This window comes from Chryseobacterium sp. BLS98 (genome assembly GCF_001045445.1).
Lineage (GTDB): Bacteria > Bacteroidota > Bacteroidia > Flavobacteriales > Weeksellaceae > Chryseobacterium.
In genome coordinates, this window is sequence record NZ_LFNF01000002.1 from 623709 (window position 1) to 640222 (window position 16514).

Below are 16514 nucleotides of genomic sequence, written 5' to 3' on the forward strand. Positions count from 1 at the left end.
TTTGTTTTTTAGTGAATTATAGGTTTTTTTTCGGGTTTAGATAGAAGAATTTAAATTTAAATTTAAACACGGATGACACGGATTTACACGAATTTTGGAAATAATTTCTGATTCATTTTTTTTAGCCTCTAAATATTTTCGTGATTATTCGTGAAATTTGTTTTTTACTTAGGTTTTGGCTAAAGCCTGATAGAATGATTTTTTTGAAGGCGGGCTAAAGCCCACTCTTATTGAATTTTAATAAAAATCTTTTATCTTTTATCTTTTATCTTTTATCTTTTATCTTTTATCTTTTATCTTTTATCTTTTATCTTTACAAATACTTCCTGAAGTTCCAGAATTTCCTTTTTTTCAGGTAATTCATATCTGTTTCCTTTGCATACGCCTCTCTTTCAAACGAGATTCTTTTATAGGCCAGAAAACCGTCTTTCAGCTTGAAAACCCAGTAATAATATTCGATGACATAAAAAATATAAAAGAAAATAACAAGCATTTCGAGCTGCTGTCTCAAATGGATTTTTTCGTGATTGATAAGTATTTTATTTTCCTTATCTTCGGGTTTCCTAATGAAGATAAAGGGAAAGAGAGCAATGCCATTGATTTTTAATCTTTTTAATGGCTTTTGGCATATAATTATCATACTAACAAATATAAAGTTTTTTTGACTTAGCGATTTAACTTATGGCCCAATATGACATCAAAGAAGGTGAAGACTTTTACTATAATGAACAGGGGTACAAGGTTTTTACGGAAAAATTCCATCTGAAAAGGGGATATTGCTGTAAAAGCGGCTGCAGGCACTGTCCTTACGGGTACGATAAAAAGACTGATACATTTATTAAAAACGATAAAAAAAATAAATAAAATGAAAAAATATATTTTTATTTTGTTGGCATCGGCTGCATTAGGCCTTACATCGTGCAGTCCATTTCAGGTACGTTCAGATTATGCTGAAACAGCTAATTTTACAACTTACAAAACATACAAAATCAGAATTGACGATCTGAAACTGAATGATATTGATAAAGACAGGGTTTTAAACGAATTATCGAGACAGCTGCAGAGCAAAGGGCTTCAGTCCGGAGAAAATCCTGATCTGATCGTTAATGTAAAAGCCAATCATAAAAAGGTTACGGATATTACCAACAATTCGCCTTACGGAATGTGGGGATGGGGTGGCCCTTTCGGATGGGGTGTAGGCATGAGCAGAACATGGACCAGCAATTATAATGAAGGTGCACTGATCGTAGACCTGATCGATTCTAAAACCAACAAACTGGTTTGGCAGGGTATCGGAAGTGGAATTTCCGTAGATTCTCCTAAAGCCAAACAGAGACAGATTCCTGAGATCATGGCCGAGATCATGAAAAATTATCCTCCTCAGAGAAAATAAACTGATTTAAATCAATTATCATATATATCTTCCGGTACGGTTTTCTGTACCGGATTTTTTATTGCTAAAAAACATTTTAACCATTACATTCATTCATCTTAAATACCTATCCTTTCTTAGCAGTTTTAAAATATTTATGCATTTCATATGATCTATTCCAGTTTTTAGCCAAACTGCATGCTGTACATTTCAAAATTAACAATAATGTAATTTTTTATTCGTGAAAATATAGTATTCTTACAGAAATTTTATTAGTATGAAAAAACTTATCTTATGTACTGTAATAGCGGGGTTCGCTAATGCCCAGGCTCCTGCAGGTTATTACAATTCGGCAAACGGATTGAGCGGTGCTGCGCTGAAAACGGCATTAAGTTCTATAATTACCAACGGACATCAGGACAAAGGTTACAATGGGCTTTGGACAGGTTATAAAACCACTGATATCGATAAGAACTATGAAAATGACGGTTCAATTATGGATATTTATTCAGAGAGACCTTCAGGAACCGATCCTTACAAATATACACCAGGTACGAACCAGTGCGGAACCTACTCTACGGAAGGCAATTGCTATAACAGGGAGCATATTGTTCCTCAAAGTTTATTCAGTGAGGCGGCACCAATGGTTTCGGATATTCATTTTATCAGAGCTACAGACGGAAAAGTAAATGGGATGAGAAGTAATTATCCGTTCGGAAAAGTAGGTTCGGCAACATTTACTTCCCTGAACGGCTCAAAACTGGGCAGTTCTTCATCTTCAGGATATTCCGGGACCGTTTTTGAACCGATCGATGAGTTTAAAGGCGATGTGGCAAGAATGATTTTTTATTTCGTAACCCGTTATCAGAGCAAGCTTTCTACTTTTTCTTCAGGAAATATGCTGGGAAGCTCTACATTTCCTGGACTTCAGACCTGGGAACTGAATGTTCTTCTGGCATGGCATGCTCAGGATCCTGTTTCACAGGCTGAGATCAACAGGAACAATGCTTCTTATACTTATCAGGGGAACAGAAATCCTTTCATAGATAATCCCAATTATGTTAATCAGATCTGGGGTTCAAGCCCGGGAACTACCGATCCGGGAACCCCTACCAACCCTGGAACGAATTGTGTGAATGAAGCTTTTGAAACGATTCCTGCTGCCGAAGCTTCTTATACCACGAGAACATGGTCGGCCAATGGCATTTCATGGACAGCCACAGATGCAAGAACGGATCAGACGATCAACACGAAGGCTATTACGGTAAGAAACGGTTCTTTAACTTCAGGAAGCTCAGCTAACGGCATCGGATCACTAACGGTGACTACGCAGCTTAAGTTTTCAGGAAGCAACGGGACATTTGATGTAAAAGTAAACGGAACAACAGTAGGAACAATACCTTACGGAGCTACTGCGGCAACAACGACGATCAATAACATCAATATTTCAGGAAACGTTACAGTAAGTCTCGTGAACACCTCATCGAGCAACAGAGTAGCTATAGACGACCTTAAATGGACGTGTTATTCAGGAACAGCCAGACAGGCCCAGGGAATATCAGCTAATGAAATTACCATTCAGGAACTTCAGGTTTATCCTAACCCGATCTCCGGACAGGAAATTTTTGTAAAGGGTGATACGCAGAACATCCAAAAGGCAGAAATTTATAATCTTCAGGGTAAAACGCTTCAGACGATTAACAGTCCTTTTAAAAACGGAAATTCTATTAAGATCAGAAATCTTGAACAGGGAATTTATATTTTAAAGCTTGACCAGACTCCTTTGAAGTTTATTGTGAAATAATAATTGTAATAACAATAAACAGCCGGCTCAATATTCCTGAGCCGGCTTTTATTTTTTACTGGGATAATTTATTTTTCTTTTATTTCATGTAATTATACCATGGAGATCCCTGAGGAGTCGGATATTGTAATCCAAAAACAGCATTATTTCTGTATGCATCTTTGGTAACGGTAACATATTTATTTCTGATCCTTCCATCGTCTTCAATGGAAATACTCAGGATTGAATAATTTTTCCCATCATCCCAGAAAAAAGAAGTGGGATAGGTAAAAGCGTTTTTTTCGCCCTGGTTCCATGACACTTTATCGGGTGAAACTTTTTTAAGCTTTTCAAAAATCGGCTTTACAAGCCTGGCATCTACGGTTGCTTTATCTGTTACTGTAGCTGTAGGCTTGCCATGTTTGGCGGTTATCTTTTCAAGAAATTCTAATGAATATTTTTCGGCGGCATTGGTATCAATCGCTCCTACTTTTCCTTTATATACGGTAATTCTTGTTCCCATTGTGTTATCCAAAGGAATGCTGCTATACATCAAGCCCTTGTTTTCGTCTGCATAATACTGTATTACATCGGGTTTGCTTCCTTTATCTTTCAGAAACAGATCTTTATTTTCAAAATCATACTTCTTTGCATCTTCTCCCAAGGAGACGGACGAAAGGTCAAATGATTTATTTCCGCAGCATATATTGATCAATACAACGAAAATCAATATTAAAAACTTTCCTTTTTTCATAATACTTTATATTTTGATTATTAATGCCATTCGCCTGATGACAGACTTACTGTTTCAAATATATGAATACTATACAAAATATATTGATCAATGTAAGAGCTGCTCCAGCTCCCAAAGACCATGCTACTCTTTTCTTCATGGGGTATGGTGTACTGTAAGTGGAGAGCAATGCCGCAAAAAAAGCTGCAATTCCTGTGAAAAAACATCCGGCTGCAAACATTATCCAATCCAGTTCTACAGCATTGGTTGTGTCACGGTCTTTAGCATCTGTAATTTTTATTTTTTCCCCTAATTCCGGTGGGTTATTGCTTGTAATATCGAGTGTCTTTACTATTTTTTTTCCGTTTGCATCCGTATATTCCACTTTTGGAAAAAAGATTGCCTTGTCACTGTAGGTAGAAGAACTTGGAAAGCTTTTAGCTTTTGTGATTTCTTTTTTATAGCCTACAACGGTTGCTGTGTACTGTGGCTCATCAAAGGTTCTGTAGGCCTTTTCCCAAAAAAAGGTATAGGATAGAATAAATGTCAGTGCATTTACGGAAACCATTATTAACGAAATAAAAAGAAAGAGAAAGGTCTTCTCAAGAACACCTCCTGTTTTTCCGGAATGATTCCTTTGATCCGAAATTTTTGAAAAAATCCTGTATCCTAAGAACACGGAAAGCAAAACGACCACGGCAATTAAACCTCCAAAAAAAGTCATCATCAGGGAATTTAAATAATACTAAATCCTTTTTCTTTTGTTCTCATATGAAGCTTGACCTCCATTTCGATGTTGCCCTGCTTTTCAAGGTCCGGACTTTTGAACTGAAGCGGCTGGGATCCGTCTTTTTTCATGAGTCTTACCAATTTACCATAACCCATGATCTCCAGATGCAGATCGGCTTCATTAAGCTCTTCTACAGCTAAATTCTGACCAAACAACTGACCGGCACTGTCTAAAAATCTTTTTTTCCGGTCTTCGGTATAGTATAAAGCCTGCTCCTGAAGTTTCATTTTGTCCTGCGACATTTCCAGGTATTTCCCGACATTATGCTCAACAAGCACAGCGCGTATCTGCCTGTAATATTTCAGAACATCGCTGAAAAGGTCTTCTTTTTTCATGTCCTTGAAATCCACGGAATGCTGCCAGCCGTCCAATACAAAAGGGAGTTCCACTTCTATTTCACCGGCAACCGTAAAAGTGGGATGGCTGACATTTTCTGTAAGTCCGTCCCATGGAGATTCCATTTTAGGGTGAAAGGCAAAACGGGAGGCTTTCCAGTTATCTAAATCTGCACAAAAGAAATCCACGGACATGGTATCATCTTCATCTAAAACATTTTTCCCCAAACGCGGATACATTTTCCCGACCACCTGGTATTTCCCGCTTTGCAGCAGGGCCTGATTGATCATGGTATCTCCTCCGAACCCTCCTTCTTTAGTCTCATCTCCGTACCAGTCTATAACGGGAACATCATTCACATAGATGGTTCCTGAGCAGTACATTCTCGGATATACGGAGTATAATGGTTTTTTAAAATTATGCATACCTGAATTTAAGTTAAATATTTTTTATCCATATAGTAGGTTTCTTCTTTGATCACCTTTTCTTCCACTTTGAAATTACTTTTCCACCAGCCTACTTCGCCTTCTATCTCTACGGAAAGAACCACTCCGGAAAACTTCAGAATCGGCTGGATAAATAGTCCTGTTGTATCTGAATCTATGACAAAATCTCCTCCAAAATAGGAATCTGCTTTGGCAGCGGCTTTAAATGTGGCAATAGGTTTTACTTTTGTCCCTTTTACAGTTCCTACCTCGACGCTGACACTGAGTTCTATGGTAGCTCCCATTTTTCCGCCAATAGTAGTTTTACCCTGCATATTGATGCCGTTGATGCTATCTATTTTCAGGGCATCCACCATCATTTCCAGCTCGCCGTAGAATGTAGCCGTAAAGGTAACCGAAGCGCCCAGTTTTTCCAATCCGCCTCTGAATTTATTAATAATCCTGGCAGCGGCAGGGTTTCCGGTTGCTCCGTAAGAAGCTACGGCAATTGCCGCCCCGATGATGTCAATGACAACTTCAGCTCCTATCAAAGGTTTGAAACCAAAACCAACTTCCCCTATCACACTCAGATTGGCCCGCTCATTGATTCTCTCCAGATACCACTTTCCTACTACTGTAAACTTGGGATATCTTACATTAAAACCGACAGGAATTGCTGTTTCTTTTGCAGCACTCTGAGCGTAGTTGATGGCATTCTGAACGATATTTACGGCAGTGGCAATCATCTTTGCCACGAGCTCTATTTTATCTGAAAACTCATTGGTGAAGCTTCTTTTTTCTCTGCCGGCATCCCATTCTGCGGATAGTCCTACCCCTATGGAAATCGGGACTTTTCCGGTTTCGTTCAGGCGGTATCTTTTGTAACCGGCCTGTCTGGATTTCTCCTGATGCTTGGCATAGATATTTCCCGGCGGCATGTTGGCCGCTTTATAGTTGGAAACATTGACCTGGAATTCCAGCGCCAGTTCCCATTTGATATCGGGATATGCTTTGATTAAAACCGTAGTTCTTTTTTCATTGCTGAAATATCTGCAGCTGTGAACATGCATATGAAACTGGTTCGGATTGGTAGCCGAAGGCCAGATATACTGTACAGGGGCCACATTCAATCTTGATATATTGGAATAGACTTTGTACCTGAAAGACGGTGTGGCAAAGGTTTGCTTCGTATCTCCGGCATCAATGGACTGTCCCACATCAACCATGAGGTTCTGCTTTTTATGCTTGTTTTTGCTGTCGCGGAAACATTCATTAGTCTCGAATCCTGCAATATCTATCGTAAGTTCTTTCTTTGTGGATTCGGTAGGGGCTACGACTTCATAATTTATCGTCTGGGCATCATGGGCATTGAATACAAAAGATATATCTACCCTTCTGTTATTCTCGTAGTCTTTTTCATTTTTATATTTTACGTTGTCCCTGCCCATTTTATCATCGGTAGGGTCTATTTCTCCTTTCCCGACAGAAATGATCCTTCTGGGATCAAGGCCTCCGTCTGCAAAAAATTTCTTGACCACATCTGCTCTTCTCTGGGACAGCCCTTTATTGTAATTCTGTTTTCCTATCACACAGGCATATCCGCTAAGGTTCATGGTAGAATCTTTATGCTCAAGAAGAAATTTAAGCACATTATTGAGGATGGCTTCCCCGTTTTTGTCTATTACCGTTGAATCAAATTTATAATAGATGGTTCTCTCGATCTTTTCCTGAAGGGCAGCAGACTGTACTTTTCTTATTCCCATACCATTGTCGAAAATCTTGACCGTAGTATTACTTGCTTTCCCGTCTTTCACTTCACTTTCTGTGATCTTAATGACTTCGAATTTACAAGGCTCCTGACGAACGGAATTTACGTCCGGTTTATAAACTTTGGTAGGAGTCTGGTTCTTGCTTACATTGGCATTGGTGGTAATTACTTTATTTTTTACATTCAGATAGATTCCGTGAAGGTCATCACCGAGATTATCTTTAATGTATTTTTTGGATGCTGAATCTTTTACTTTGATGTAAAATTCTTCAACATTCTGGATGTTGTCTACATGAGCCATCCAGGAATAGGTATTTTCTATTTTTAAATTAACCTCGCCGTCTATAACCTGTACATTATTGTATACATGGACCAGCTTGTCTGCCTTTGCAGTCTGCTGGTTCCAAAGCTCCACTGTTACGGTATTTCCGTTAAGGCCTTCCGTTGTAAGGTTAAGGTAAACAATATGACCGTAGGAAATAAACTTGTTTTTATCCTGGTTTTTGATGCTGTTTTTACTTCCTCTCTGGGTAGTCCATTTGCTGGTAATAATTTTGGGTTCGCACCAGCCTTTTACATAAATACCTGTATTGTTTTTGGTATCCCGTTTACCTGAAAAACTGGCTTCGATGTAGAACTGATAGCTTCCGCAGTATTGTTTGTCAATTTTGAATTTATAGCCTGTAGTGGATGGAGCCTGGTAGATGATAATTTTGCGGTCATTGGTCTGCCTCATCCAGATAACAGGTTTCTTTTTATCTTCAGCAGTGGTGCCCGGCAGCCATTCATCAACCTGAAAAGTCACTTCCTGATTGGGCACAATGGTAACTCTCTGACCCGGAACAGACATTTTGGGATAATAATTACCTTTTGTAACCTTTATTTTTTTTACGCCTTTTGCCATTTCTTTATCATTTAGATTGTAGCATCCTGCCCACCATAGTCAGGCTGTTCATTATACATTTCCTCAGAGTCCACCAACGGATTGATCTGCTGCTGTACGTCTTTATCAGCATTCTTAAAATTCTGCGGACTGCCTTCAGTCCTCTGCCCGTGATCTATGATCTCAATGCATGGTGTTCCGGCAATGGCACAGACAGCTTTGCTTGTTTCCACGATGATATATCCGCCATTGTTGAGCTGTACTTTTTCGTAGTAATCTTTCCATTCTGTTACCATGATCTTGCAGGGTGGCGGCGGAGTTCCCATTTTTATACAGTTTCCGAAGGTATTTTTTTCGAATGTGGCTGCTCCTATCTCCTTCGTGGTAACGATCAGTTTTTTGGATGCATCCTTATCATTGGCGTATTCTTTCTGGTGTGAGAGCACTTTGAGCTTGTCCGGCATTTGTCCGAACTGGCATTTGCATAGAGCACCCTGTACTACAATATGTTTTTCTGCCATGGTTAAAATTCTTTATTTGAAATTACAAGTCTGGTTAAATATTGATTCCCGAATTCCAGACGGACAAAAGAGGAGTTCATTTTAAAGGTAACAACCGTTAATGCACTGGATGTGTTTTCATTGGTATCAACCGTAGTTTGGTAGAGCTTCGCATTGTACCGTGCAAATTTCTGCTTACATTCAGATGGTGAGCTGTCGTTGAATACGAGTCCATACGGTAACCCGGAAACCATATCGCTGCCGTAATACTGAATGGCATAATATTCCCGTCCATCGTTCATATTGGCGTAGATCATATTGAAATCATCAAAATCCCAACTGGAATATTGACCGTTTTTGCAGTCTTTACATTCCAGCTCGCTGGGATCTGTCTGTAAAAGCTTTGTAAAAACAGCAGATGTGGCAGGCAGCGTAATAAACTGTTTTTTACTGAATAAATTCTGAAGGTTTTTGGATGTTTTTTTCTGCTTTGAGGTTCCTTCTTCCGCGGCAAGGGTCGGAGCATCTGAATAGGTAGTGGCTGCTTCAGCTGATGATGCATCTGCTGCTTCCGCTCCCTCTGCAGCCTCAGACGGTTTATAGTTGATAAGAAATTCTTTGATCTCCTGTTCCAGTTTTCCTGTAGATTTGGTGAGTTTCGTATCAACCTCTTTTTTTGACCAGCTGTCCGGAATCAATCTTTCAAGATAAACCGTGACTTTCGTGTTTTTTGAAGACACTTTTTTCATATTGACAGTCCAGATGGCCTGTTGAATAAATTGCTTGGGTTTGGCTCCACTTTTTAATGCCAGATCCAGGTAAAGGTTTTTGGAAGCTCCATCATATTTCAGGTTATAGAGATCAACAGTGGTTGAGAAATCGCTGTTGGATGCAGCGGCAGCTTTTGGTTCATCCCTGGTATAATCATTCTGAAAATAGAAGATTGTATTTTGTAAGGTTTCGATATCCTTAGGGATGTTAAACTCTGTTTTCTGCCCGAAATACAGGCTGAAGCTTAATATAAAAACAAGGATGAAAAATTTATGATTTAGTTTAATTTTCATTGCATTAGTTTTTTAAATTACTCGGTCAGTGCCGCAATGACAACTGATATTTTCTTTTTCTTCTCAAGTTGTATATCACATTCTAAATACATTGATTTTATAAGTAAACTCTGTCCGTTCAGGTAATATACTGCCCTGAAACTGCCTTCGTGATTCATTACCGGACTGTCTTCAATGATCATTGAAAAAGGGGCTTTGTTTATAAAATCATAAATGCTTCTTTCGTCGTTCAATCTCCCCTCTCCTTCTATATTGACCAGGCCTGATTCTCCTTTTAGCGGATCGACTTCAAGTCTTATCTTATATTGGGGTTCTACCGGATTATCTACAACAGGAAAACTTGCTGTTATCTCTGTTTCATAATCCTGCCCGAAACTCTGATAGGCTCCAAAAAACAATGTTCTGATGAAATAATCGTTTTTCAGATAAAGGTTTATCGCGTCAGGCTCGTTGATTACTTTTTCTATCTTTCCGCAGTAGGTGTCTACCGTTTCACCATCAAATTCTTTATATATTTCCTCTTTTATGGCAGGCCATCTTTCTTTAAATATGGAAAGGTTTTCTATGCCGTTAAATTTCCCTTTTTCATCTACGCTGATCTGTAACGGGTATAAGACTTTAGAAGTTTTATAGGCCAGAAGATCGGCTATTTCATTGACTTCTTCTTCGTTCAGATACAGATTGGAAGTCCTGTCTATTTCAAAAAAATGAAGCTGCTTCTCTTTTTTCAGCCAACGTACTGACGTTTCATATTTCAGTTCGTTTTTATGATCATCATTTTCAATTGTTATGGTCGTTCCATACCTGCCGAATGAATTTTCCGGCTGAAAGATCAAGCTGTTGCCCCGCCCGAACTTTACCAACCTGTTTTTATCGGTCACCACAGTTCTCGGCAGAAAGAGCTCTTTCTGTCCTGTAAGCTCGATCAGGATCATATCTTTCACGTCGCAGTGGTTATTGTGAAATAACTTTAAGGCACCAGCATCCAGGCTGTACAACTGGCTTATACTTTTTAAGCTTTCTCCTTTCTGGACGGTATGTATGTTAAATTTCTGCATAAGCAATCTGGCATCAGTATTCTTTATCAGAATGTCTTATTTGTATATAATGATCATCAGGACAATACCCAAGGATCAATATTCAATCTGTAATTCTGTTCTTTATTTTTATTAAAAAATGAAACTATAATTTTTAAGTCTTATCCTTCATGGATCACTCTTACCCTGTCAGAGGTAGGATCCATTCCTATGCCTTCTCTTCTTGCCGACCAGTGCAGGTATTTGTTCCTAAGCGTTCTCAGGTCTTCCTGTTCTTTCATTTCTCTCTGATAGTCTGCATATTTCTGTTCCGGTATGGATGCTCCACCGTAAGCGACCCTAAGATCATGATATCTTTTAAAGGTATATTGCTTTCCATCTGCCATCGCATAGGGCCTTAAACGGTTTTTCACTCTTACCAGCAATTCATCTGATGAAATGGAATAGGTTTCGTCGGTCAGTTTTTTTATTTTAAGGGGAACTGTTTTCTGAACGCCATGCTCTGCCATAAAATGCAAAGGAATAAAACTATATGCCTTTTTCAAAAATTTACGTTCTCCTCTTAATGACAGGTAAAATCCCGGGGTAATGGTAAGTTCTTCATCCGTATACCATGCATCATTGATCAGCTGTTGCCGTAATGCTTTTAATTTTGTGCTGGTTGTCCAGGAAGTTTCCACCTCTTCCCATATTTCCGGACCGTCTTCATAAGCTCCGCCTACATCGCAGTGCACTCCCGGAAATATTTTTTCTATTCCTACGCTTACATTGGTAAGGTCGAAATTTTCGCGGTGTTCGTTTTCTGCCACAAAATGAATAACCGTCTGTGCCCTTCCAATATCATCCAATCCCAATTCTTCTACGTCATTGTGGAAATTGGGTTTTGGAGAAAAGTTTTTGGAATAGGAAGAAACGGTATCATAAATTCCCAGAAATCTTATCTTCAGAACATCAACAGTAATTCCTGCCTCCTGAAGCTTGAGTCCCAGATGGCCCCATTTTGGAAGTTCCTCGCCTTCTACAGCATTTCCGTCACTGTCTGAGTGAGAAGTTACGGTCATCCCTTCATGGGAAACGGTTGTTGCTCTGGCTTTATATTTTGATTTTCCTATTTCGTGGGCAAAATTACGGGCAGCTGCAGCGCCACGGCTGAAACCGAAAACATCAAAGGTAAGAACAGCTATTTTATCTGCTTTTTTTGAGCTTTTGATTGTTTTTACTTTTTTTACGATCTCTTCACAGCCTTTTCTTACTTTCCCTCTGATCCCGGTAGCCCCTGTTCCGAAGGCATAGCCAAGCATGGAATCTTCTTCTTTATCTTCCGTTCCTATTCCTTCTATGTAGATTCCAAAATTTTTATCGTAATTATCCCACAAACGGGCTACATTACTCCAGTCATTATTATAACTGTTATTATCACTGGGTTTGCCCCCGTTTTTCTTATAGTCTGCGGTTTTGTTCCTTCTTTCTGTGGTGTTGGTTTTATTATTCAAAGTTCCGTCAAAAAATATCCCAAGAGTAATGTCTAATACTTCCTCTTTGGATATTTCCGGTGTATAATCTCCAAATTTATTATTGTGCATGGTTCTTATTTTATTTATTGACAGATAGTTTGTAAACTTTTGACAGCCGGAATCTACTCTATTTTATCTGAGAGCCTGATCTTTGCTTTCGTAACCGGCAGTTCTTCGTTTCCGCTCTTTAAGGACAGACTGGCTCCTGTATTATCTGCACGGACTTTAATGGTAAGATCTATATTTTTTTCTTTTCCGAGCTTCCGGAATAATTCAAATATTTCTTTCTCATCAAATGAGTCTATCCATACTGCATATCTGTTTTTATTCTTATCTCTCCAGTAGAAGCCGCAGAATTTTGGAACAGCTCTTTTTTTATAAGTATCTGCTGTCAGGTTTTCTCCGAAAAGGTTTTCCTGTTCACCGTTATAATTATTAAATCCGAAGTCGATCCATTCGCTGCCTTCCGGCAAAATTACTGAAGGTTTCCAGTTATATTTTTCCCTGTATATCTCATAAATATCCGGATCAGGATAGCCTTCTTTTTCTATCTTAGTTCTGATTTCAGGCTTAAACGTTTCATAAGACGGATCTTTCAGCATTCTGTCTGCAAAGCCCTCTTTCAGCATATACTGGGCATTTTCGTATGCTTTTTCTTTGTTAATAATGGTATCATGAGCCTGAAAAGCTCCTACATCTTTCTGATTTCCCGGACCGCTGATCCAAAGAACCACCCGCCCTTTGGGAGCAAGGCCAACAATAAAATTACTGTAGGTGGTTTTCTTACCATTATCCTGGTCTATAAAGCCTTTATCAAATAAATCTTTTATTTTTTGCTTATCCAGATCCCATTTTCCAGTATAGAATTTATTTTCCACCAAAGAGTACCATGTAAATTCCAGTTTGTTGGGAATGTCCATCTGGCTGGTTTCTACACTCATAGTTCCGCCTTCATTCCCCCATCCTGTATTCTGTGTGCCCCAGATAGCATCAAAACTGTAAGTGAAGTCATCTGCAATAATGGCTCCTTTATAAATTTCCATCGGGTATTCCTCCGGTGCCGAAAGGGTTCCCAGCCAGCTGTATTTCTGTTCCATTTTTTTATTTTGACAATTAATTAATGAGAAACTACTAATAATAAAAAGAAAAAGAATTCTTATTTTACTTGTTTCCATGAGACATTATTTTCTTATTGCTTGCCAAAACAAGGTTATTTTTCTGTGCCTCTACATTAATTTTCTGAGCAATTTTTTCAACTTTCTTGCCCACACTCAGATGATAAGAATCTGTGACTTTTATCTGTATATTTTTAGCTGTTTTGATGATGGCCATATCAGAAAAGTTTTGATTTTTCGGCACTGTTGAATTCCACGATCTTACCGCTCTGCATCGTCATGTTTTCAAGTTCGCTGAACATGGATATTTCCCCGGCTATTTCATTGGATGTTTCAGACTGTCTTCTGAATTCTTTTTCCACCATCTCTGTTCTTGTGTCCGAAGATTCGCGGATATCACCTGAAGCTGTCTGTACAATGTCTTTTCCGGCTGTAGAAATGATACTGTTATTGGCAGAACTGTTGATTCCTTCTCCTGCACTGATCGAAATTTCTTTTCCTGCCGTTATATTGATGTTATCTCCGGCATTCAGCGTGAAGTTTTTAGGGGCTTTCATGCTTATATTGCCGGCTCCATCCATGAAATAGATGTTTCCGCTCGGATCCATGATCTTCACACTTCCTTCTTCATCATTCATTAAAATCCTGATTCCGCTTCTGGTCTGGATAGATTTCAGATGATTATTGACACCTCCTCCTAAAGCAACCCCGCCGTGGAACATTCCTCCCATTACAAAAGGTCTGTCCGGATGGCTGTGGACAAAGTTAACCATCACCTGATCTCCCACTTCGGGAATGGCGACATAGCCCCTGTTTTGTGTGATCTGATCCGTTCCTCCCGCATCCGGGCTCATCATCCTGATAAAATGGGTGGTATCACTGGTCTGCCAGTCGAACTGCACCTGTATCCTGCCCTGTCCTTCGGGATCTGTATTGGATATTACCACTGCAGTTTGCGGTTCTGCTTTGGGGATTTTATATTCCGGTCTCGGAAGGAATCCTGTATCTGCTGCAATTCCTGCAAAGCTTCCTTTATAATGGCCTATAGTGTCGATCTCATGCTCAGCTTCTGTGATCATGATTCTTGTAAAATAAGAGGTTTCATTGGAGTCCTGCTTCCGCATCTGAACATCTGCAATACATCCGGGGTGAAGGAATGGAACCGTTGTATTTCCTGAAATGGAAAAAACGTTCACAGCTGCACTTCCCGAGGCACTCTTCTGCGAGTATTCCACATCGAGATGGGTGGATGCTTTGATAGGAGCTATCTGAAGCGCAGGAGTCTTGTAAATACTGTTGTTATGCTCATAAGCTGTCTTCGCTATATCACTTACATGCTGAATAGGCGTTGAACCGGAAGTAAGCTTCTCATTTTTATTGCTGTTGTAGCCGTAAAACTGAGGTTTGGTATGGATGGCTTTCAGTTCAACTTTAATATCGTTGGCACTGCTTCCGTACGTCAGGATAATCGGCTTGTTCTGAGGTGGAAGTTTTCCGAAATGAAGCACTTCGCCGTCATAAAAAAACTGTTCACCATAGGCTTCAGCCATTCTTGCCAGATAATTGTAGTGAGTCTCGTCGTACTGACTGCTATAGATAATCTGCGAGAAATTATTGGCATCGACCCTGATATCAAAGCGGCTTTTATCAATTCCCTGCTTGATAACCTCTTCTGCAATGATACCGATATTGACTGGCTGGCTTCCTCCAAAACTCTGGATATGAGAAGCACCATCCAGAAGAATGGTAGGGCTGCATCCTGTAAGCACAATATTCCCCAGGCTCATTTTTTCCTGGCTGAAAGCTACTCCGGTAATGATGCCCACAAATGTCCTTTCCGGGCTGTTATCTATATCTTTATAGGAAATGACTGCAGTGAGGCGTTTTCCAAGAAATTTATTGGCATCTTCCAACGAATGGGTCTGGCGGCCCCCTAAAGTATCATGAGCCAGGGTAAGGGTAAATTCATGATGGCGCTGGGTACTTTGTTTAAGTTTAAAATGCTTATAAAATTTGATAATCTTTCCTTCTATAACCAGGGAAAGTTTTACCAGACGGTTGATACCGGCATGATGATTTTCGGTTACCCCGTCTGCATTTTGTGACGGTCGAAAAGCTTTTCCGCTTGAGTTTTCTGGTGTAGTAGACATATTTTATAAAGTGATTTGTGTTAAAATGTGTATATTATTCATCCAATCGGGAATTTTTGAGAATAAACAAAGATTCCTTGCTAGAAAATAGTGTTCACAACAGGTAAAAAAAGACCGTCTTGAGGGACAGTCTCTTTGTATTTTGTACTATTCCGGGTCTAGCTTAATGGCCAGAACCCGTCATATAGTGAATTTCCATAGGTAATGCTTTCTGCGCTTACTACAAAGCTTACCAGCATATTGTTGCTGTCGATCGCATCAAAATCCACTTCGTGGTGGATGACGTATCCGTTTTCCCATTTCAGGGTAATCAATGTTCCTTCTTCATGAGATTTATTGAATGTCACTTCACCGCTGGTCGGCTTATATTTACTGTTCAACAGACTTTCCAGAATATCCGATTTTTCGGTTGCCTCAATGGTTATTTTGATCAAAGCGTTCGATGGATCGGATGCTACACGTCCTGAAACATCTGTAGACCTTGATACATTATAGTTAAGTTTTAACAATTTTTGTCCTTCGCCTCCATTGAATTTTAAGATTCCTCTTGAATTTCCTGCCATATTCTTACATTTTAATCATTAACGATTATACGATTCTTAAAGTTTGTCTAACAAAGATAAACTTCATGCTCTAATTTAAAAAATTTTCACCCGAGAGATTTACATTTTGTAGTAATTCTACGACTTTTTTTCTACCCATCTTAAATAATAATTAAAAAAATATAGTTTCTGCTTATTTTATACATGAGAATGAATATAAAAATGCTTGTAATAATAGGATATGACCATAATAGCCAGATTGACAACAACCAAGGCCATCAACACACCACTATATTTCCTTTTTTTATCTGTGAAGCTCACACCCAATGTCAAAAAAAACAGCAATAATGTATAGACTGCCGGGTACATATGAAAAGCTTCCGAGAATTTTCCTTCAAATACCAGCATAATAGCCCTCTGAGCGCCACATCCCAAACATTCTATTCCCAGGAATTTCTTGCTGGGACAGGTGAGCATAAAGTCTTCAATTTTCATTTTTTAT

Annotated in this window: 17 protein-coding genes; 3 read left to right on the forward strand and 14 right to left on the reverse strand. The window is 39.2% G+C overall.

Annotation, left to right across the window (positions count from 1 at the left end):
• Window positions 1–313: 313 nt before the first annotated feature.
• Entirely contained in the window at window positions 314–640 is a 327-nt protein-coding gene (locus tag ACM40_RS07705) for a hypothetical protein (protein ID WP_048502238.1), read from the reverse strand.
• A gap of 41 nt (window positions 641–681) precedes the next feature.
• On the opposite strand from ACM40_RS07705, the gene ACM40_RS07710 reads away from it, so the two are divergent.
• From ACM40_RS07710 to ACM40_RS07720, 3 genes are all read left to right on the forward strand, one after another.
• A complete protein-coding gene (locus tag ACM40_RS07710; protein WP_048502239.1) occupies window positions 682–864 on the forward strand; it encodes a DUF5522 domain-containing protein in 183 nt (60 codons plus the stop codon).
• Window position 865: 1 nt separating this feature from the next.
• The gene (locus ACM40_RS07715) at window positions 866–1393 is read left to right on the forward strand and encodes a DUF4136 domain-containing protein (protein WP_048502240.1); all 528 of its coding nucleotides are present in this window, start codon (window positions 866–868) and stop codon (window positions 1391–1393) included.
• Window positions 1394–1649: 256 nt separating this feature from the next.
• A complete protein-coding gene (locus tag ACM40_RS07720) occupies window positions 1650–3176 on the forward strand; it encodes an endonuclease (protein ID WP_048502241.1) in 1527 nt (508 codons plus the stop codon).
• A 79-nt stretch (window positions 3177–3255) separates the two neighbouring features.
• Here ACM40_RS07720 and ACM40_RS07725 read toward each other — a convergent pair whose 3' ends face one another.
• From ACM40_RS07725 to ACM40_RS07780, 13 genes are all read right to left on the reverse strand, one after another.
• Window positions 3256–3909: a hypothetical protein gene (locus tag ACM40_RS07725; protein ID WP_048502242.1), complete on the reverse strand. Its 654-nt coding sequence runs from the start codon at window positions 3907–3909 to the stop codon at window positions 3256–3258.
• Between the two features lie 46 nt (window positions 3910–3955).
• Window positions 3956–4615: a hypothetical protein gene (locus ACM40_RS07730; RefSeq protein ID WP_131705347.1), complete on the reverse strand. Its 660-nt coding sequence runs from the start codon at window positions 4613–4615 to the stop codon at window positions 3956–3958.
• An 8-nt stretch (window positions 4616–4623) separates the two neighbouring features.
• Window positions 4624–5439 carry a hypothetical protein gene (locus ACM40_RS07735; protein WP_228376155.1) on the reverse strand — a complete coding sequence of 272 codons (816 nt, stop codon included), beginning with the start codon at window positions 5437–5439 and terminating at the stop codon, window positions 4624–4626.
• Window positions 5440–5447: 8 nt separating this feature from the next.
• Window positions 5448–8111, reverse strand: a complete 2664-nt coding sequence (locus ACM40_RS07740) for an OmpA family protein (RefSeq protein WP_048502245.1) — start codon at window positions 8109–8111, stop codon at window positions 5448–5450.
• 11 nt (window positions 8112–8122) lie between these two features.
• On the reverse strand, window positions 8123–8611 hold the full coding sequence (locus tag ACM40_RS07745; protein WP_048502246.1) for a DUF4280 domain-containing protein: 489 nt from the start codon (window positions 8609–8611) through the stop codon (window positions 8123–8125).
• 2 nt (window positions 8612–8613) lie between these two features.
• Window positions 8614–9654 (reverse strand): hypothetical protein, encoded by a 1041-nt coding sequence (locus tag ACM40_RS07750; RefSeq protein ID WP_048502247.1) that lies wholly within the window; start codon window positions 9652–9654, stop codon window positions 8614–8616.
• Window positions 9655–9671: 17 nt separating this feature from the next.
• Window positions 9672–10712: a hypothetical protein gene (locus ACM40_RS07755; RefSeq protein WP_048502248.1), complete on the reverse strand. Its 1041-nt coding sequence runs from the start codon at window positions 10710–10712 to the stop codon at window positions 9672–9674.
• Window positions 10713–10852: 140 nt separating this feature from the next.
• Window positions 10853–12274: a T6SS phospholipase effector Tle1-like catalytic domain-containing protein gene (locus tag ACM40_RS07760; RefSeq protein WP_048502249.1), complete on the reverse strand. Its 1422-nt coding sequence runs from the start codon at window positions 12272–12274 to the stop codon at window positions 10853–10855.
• A gap of 53 nt (window positions 12275–12327) precedes the next feature.
• Window positions 12328–13302, reverse strand: coding sequence for a DUF2931 family protein (locus ACM40_RS07765; RefSeq protein WP_262483711.1), 975 nt, complete (start codon window positions 13300–13302; stop codon window positions 12328–12330).
• Window positions 13303–13366: 64 nt separating this feature from the next.
• Complete coding sequence (locus ACM40_RS20535) at window positions 13367–13537, reverse strand: hypothetical protein (protein ID WP_155859170.1); 171 nt, start codon at window positions 13535–13537, stop codon at window positions 13367–13369.
• 1 nt (window position 13538) lies between these two features.
• Window positions 13539–15470, reverse strand: a complete 1932-nt coding sequence (locus tag ACM40_RS07770) for a type VI secretion system Vgr family protein (RefSeq protein ID WP_048502251.1) — start codon at window positions 15468–15470, stop codon at window positions 13539–13541.
• A 158-nt stretch (window positions 15471–15628) separates the two neighbouring features.
• Window positions 15629–16033, reverse strand: a complete 405-nt coding sequence (gene tssD, locus ACM40_RS07775; protein ID WP_048502252.1) for a type VI secretion system tube protein TssD — start codon at window positions 16031–16033, stop codon at window positions 15629–15631.
• A gap of 177 nt (window positions 16034–16210) precedes the next feature.
• Window positions 16211–16507 carry a DUF2752 domain-containing protein gene (locus ACM40_RS07780; RefSeq protein ID WP_048502253.1) on the reverse strand — a complete coding sequence of 99 codons (297 nt, stop codon included), beginning with the start codon at window positions 16505–16507 and terminating at the stop codon, window positions 16211–16213.
• Between the last annotated feature and the right edge of the window lie 7 nt (window positions 16508–16514).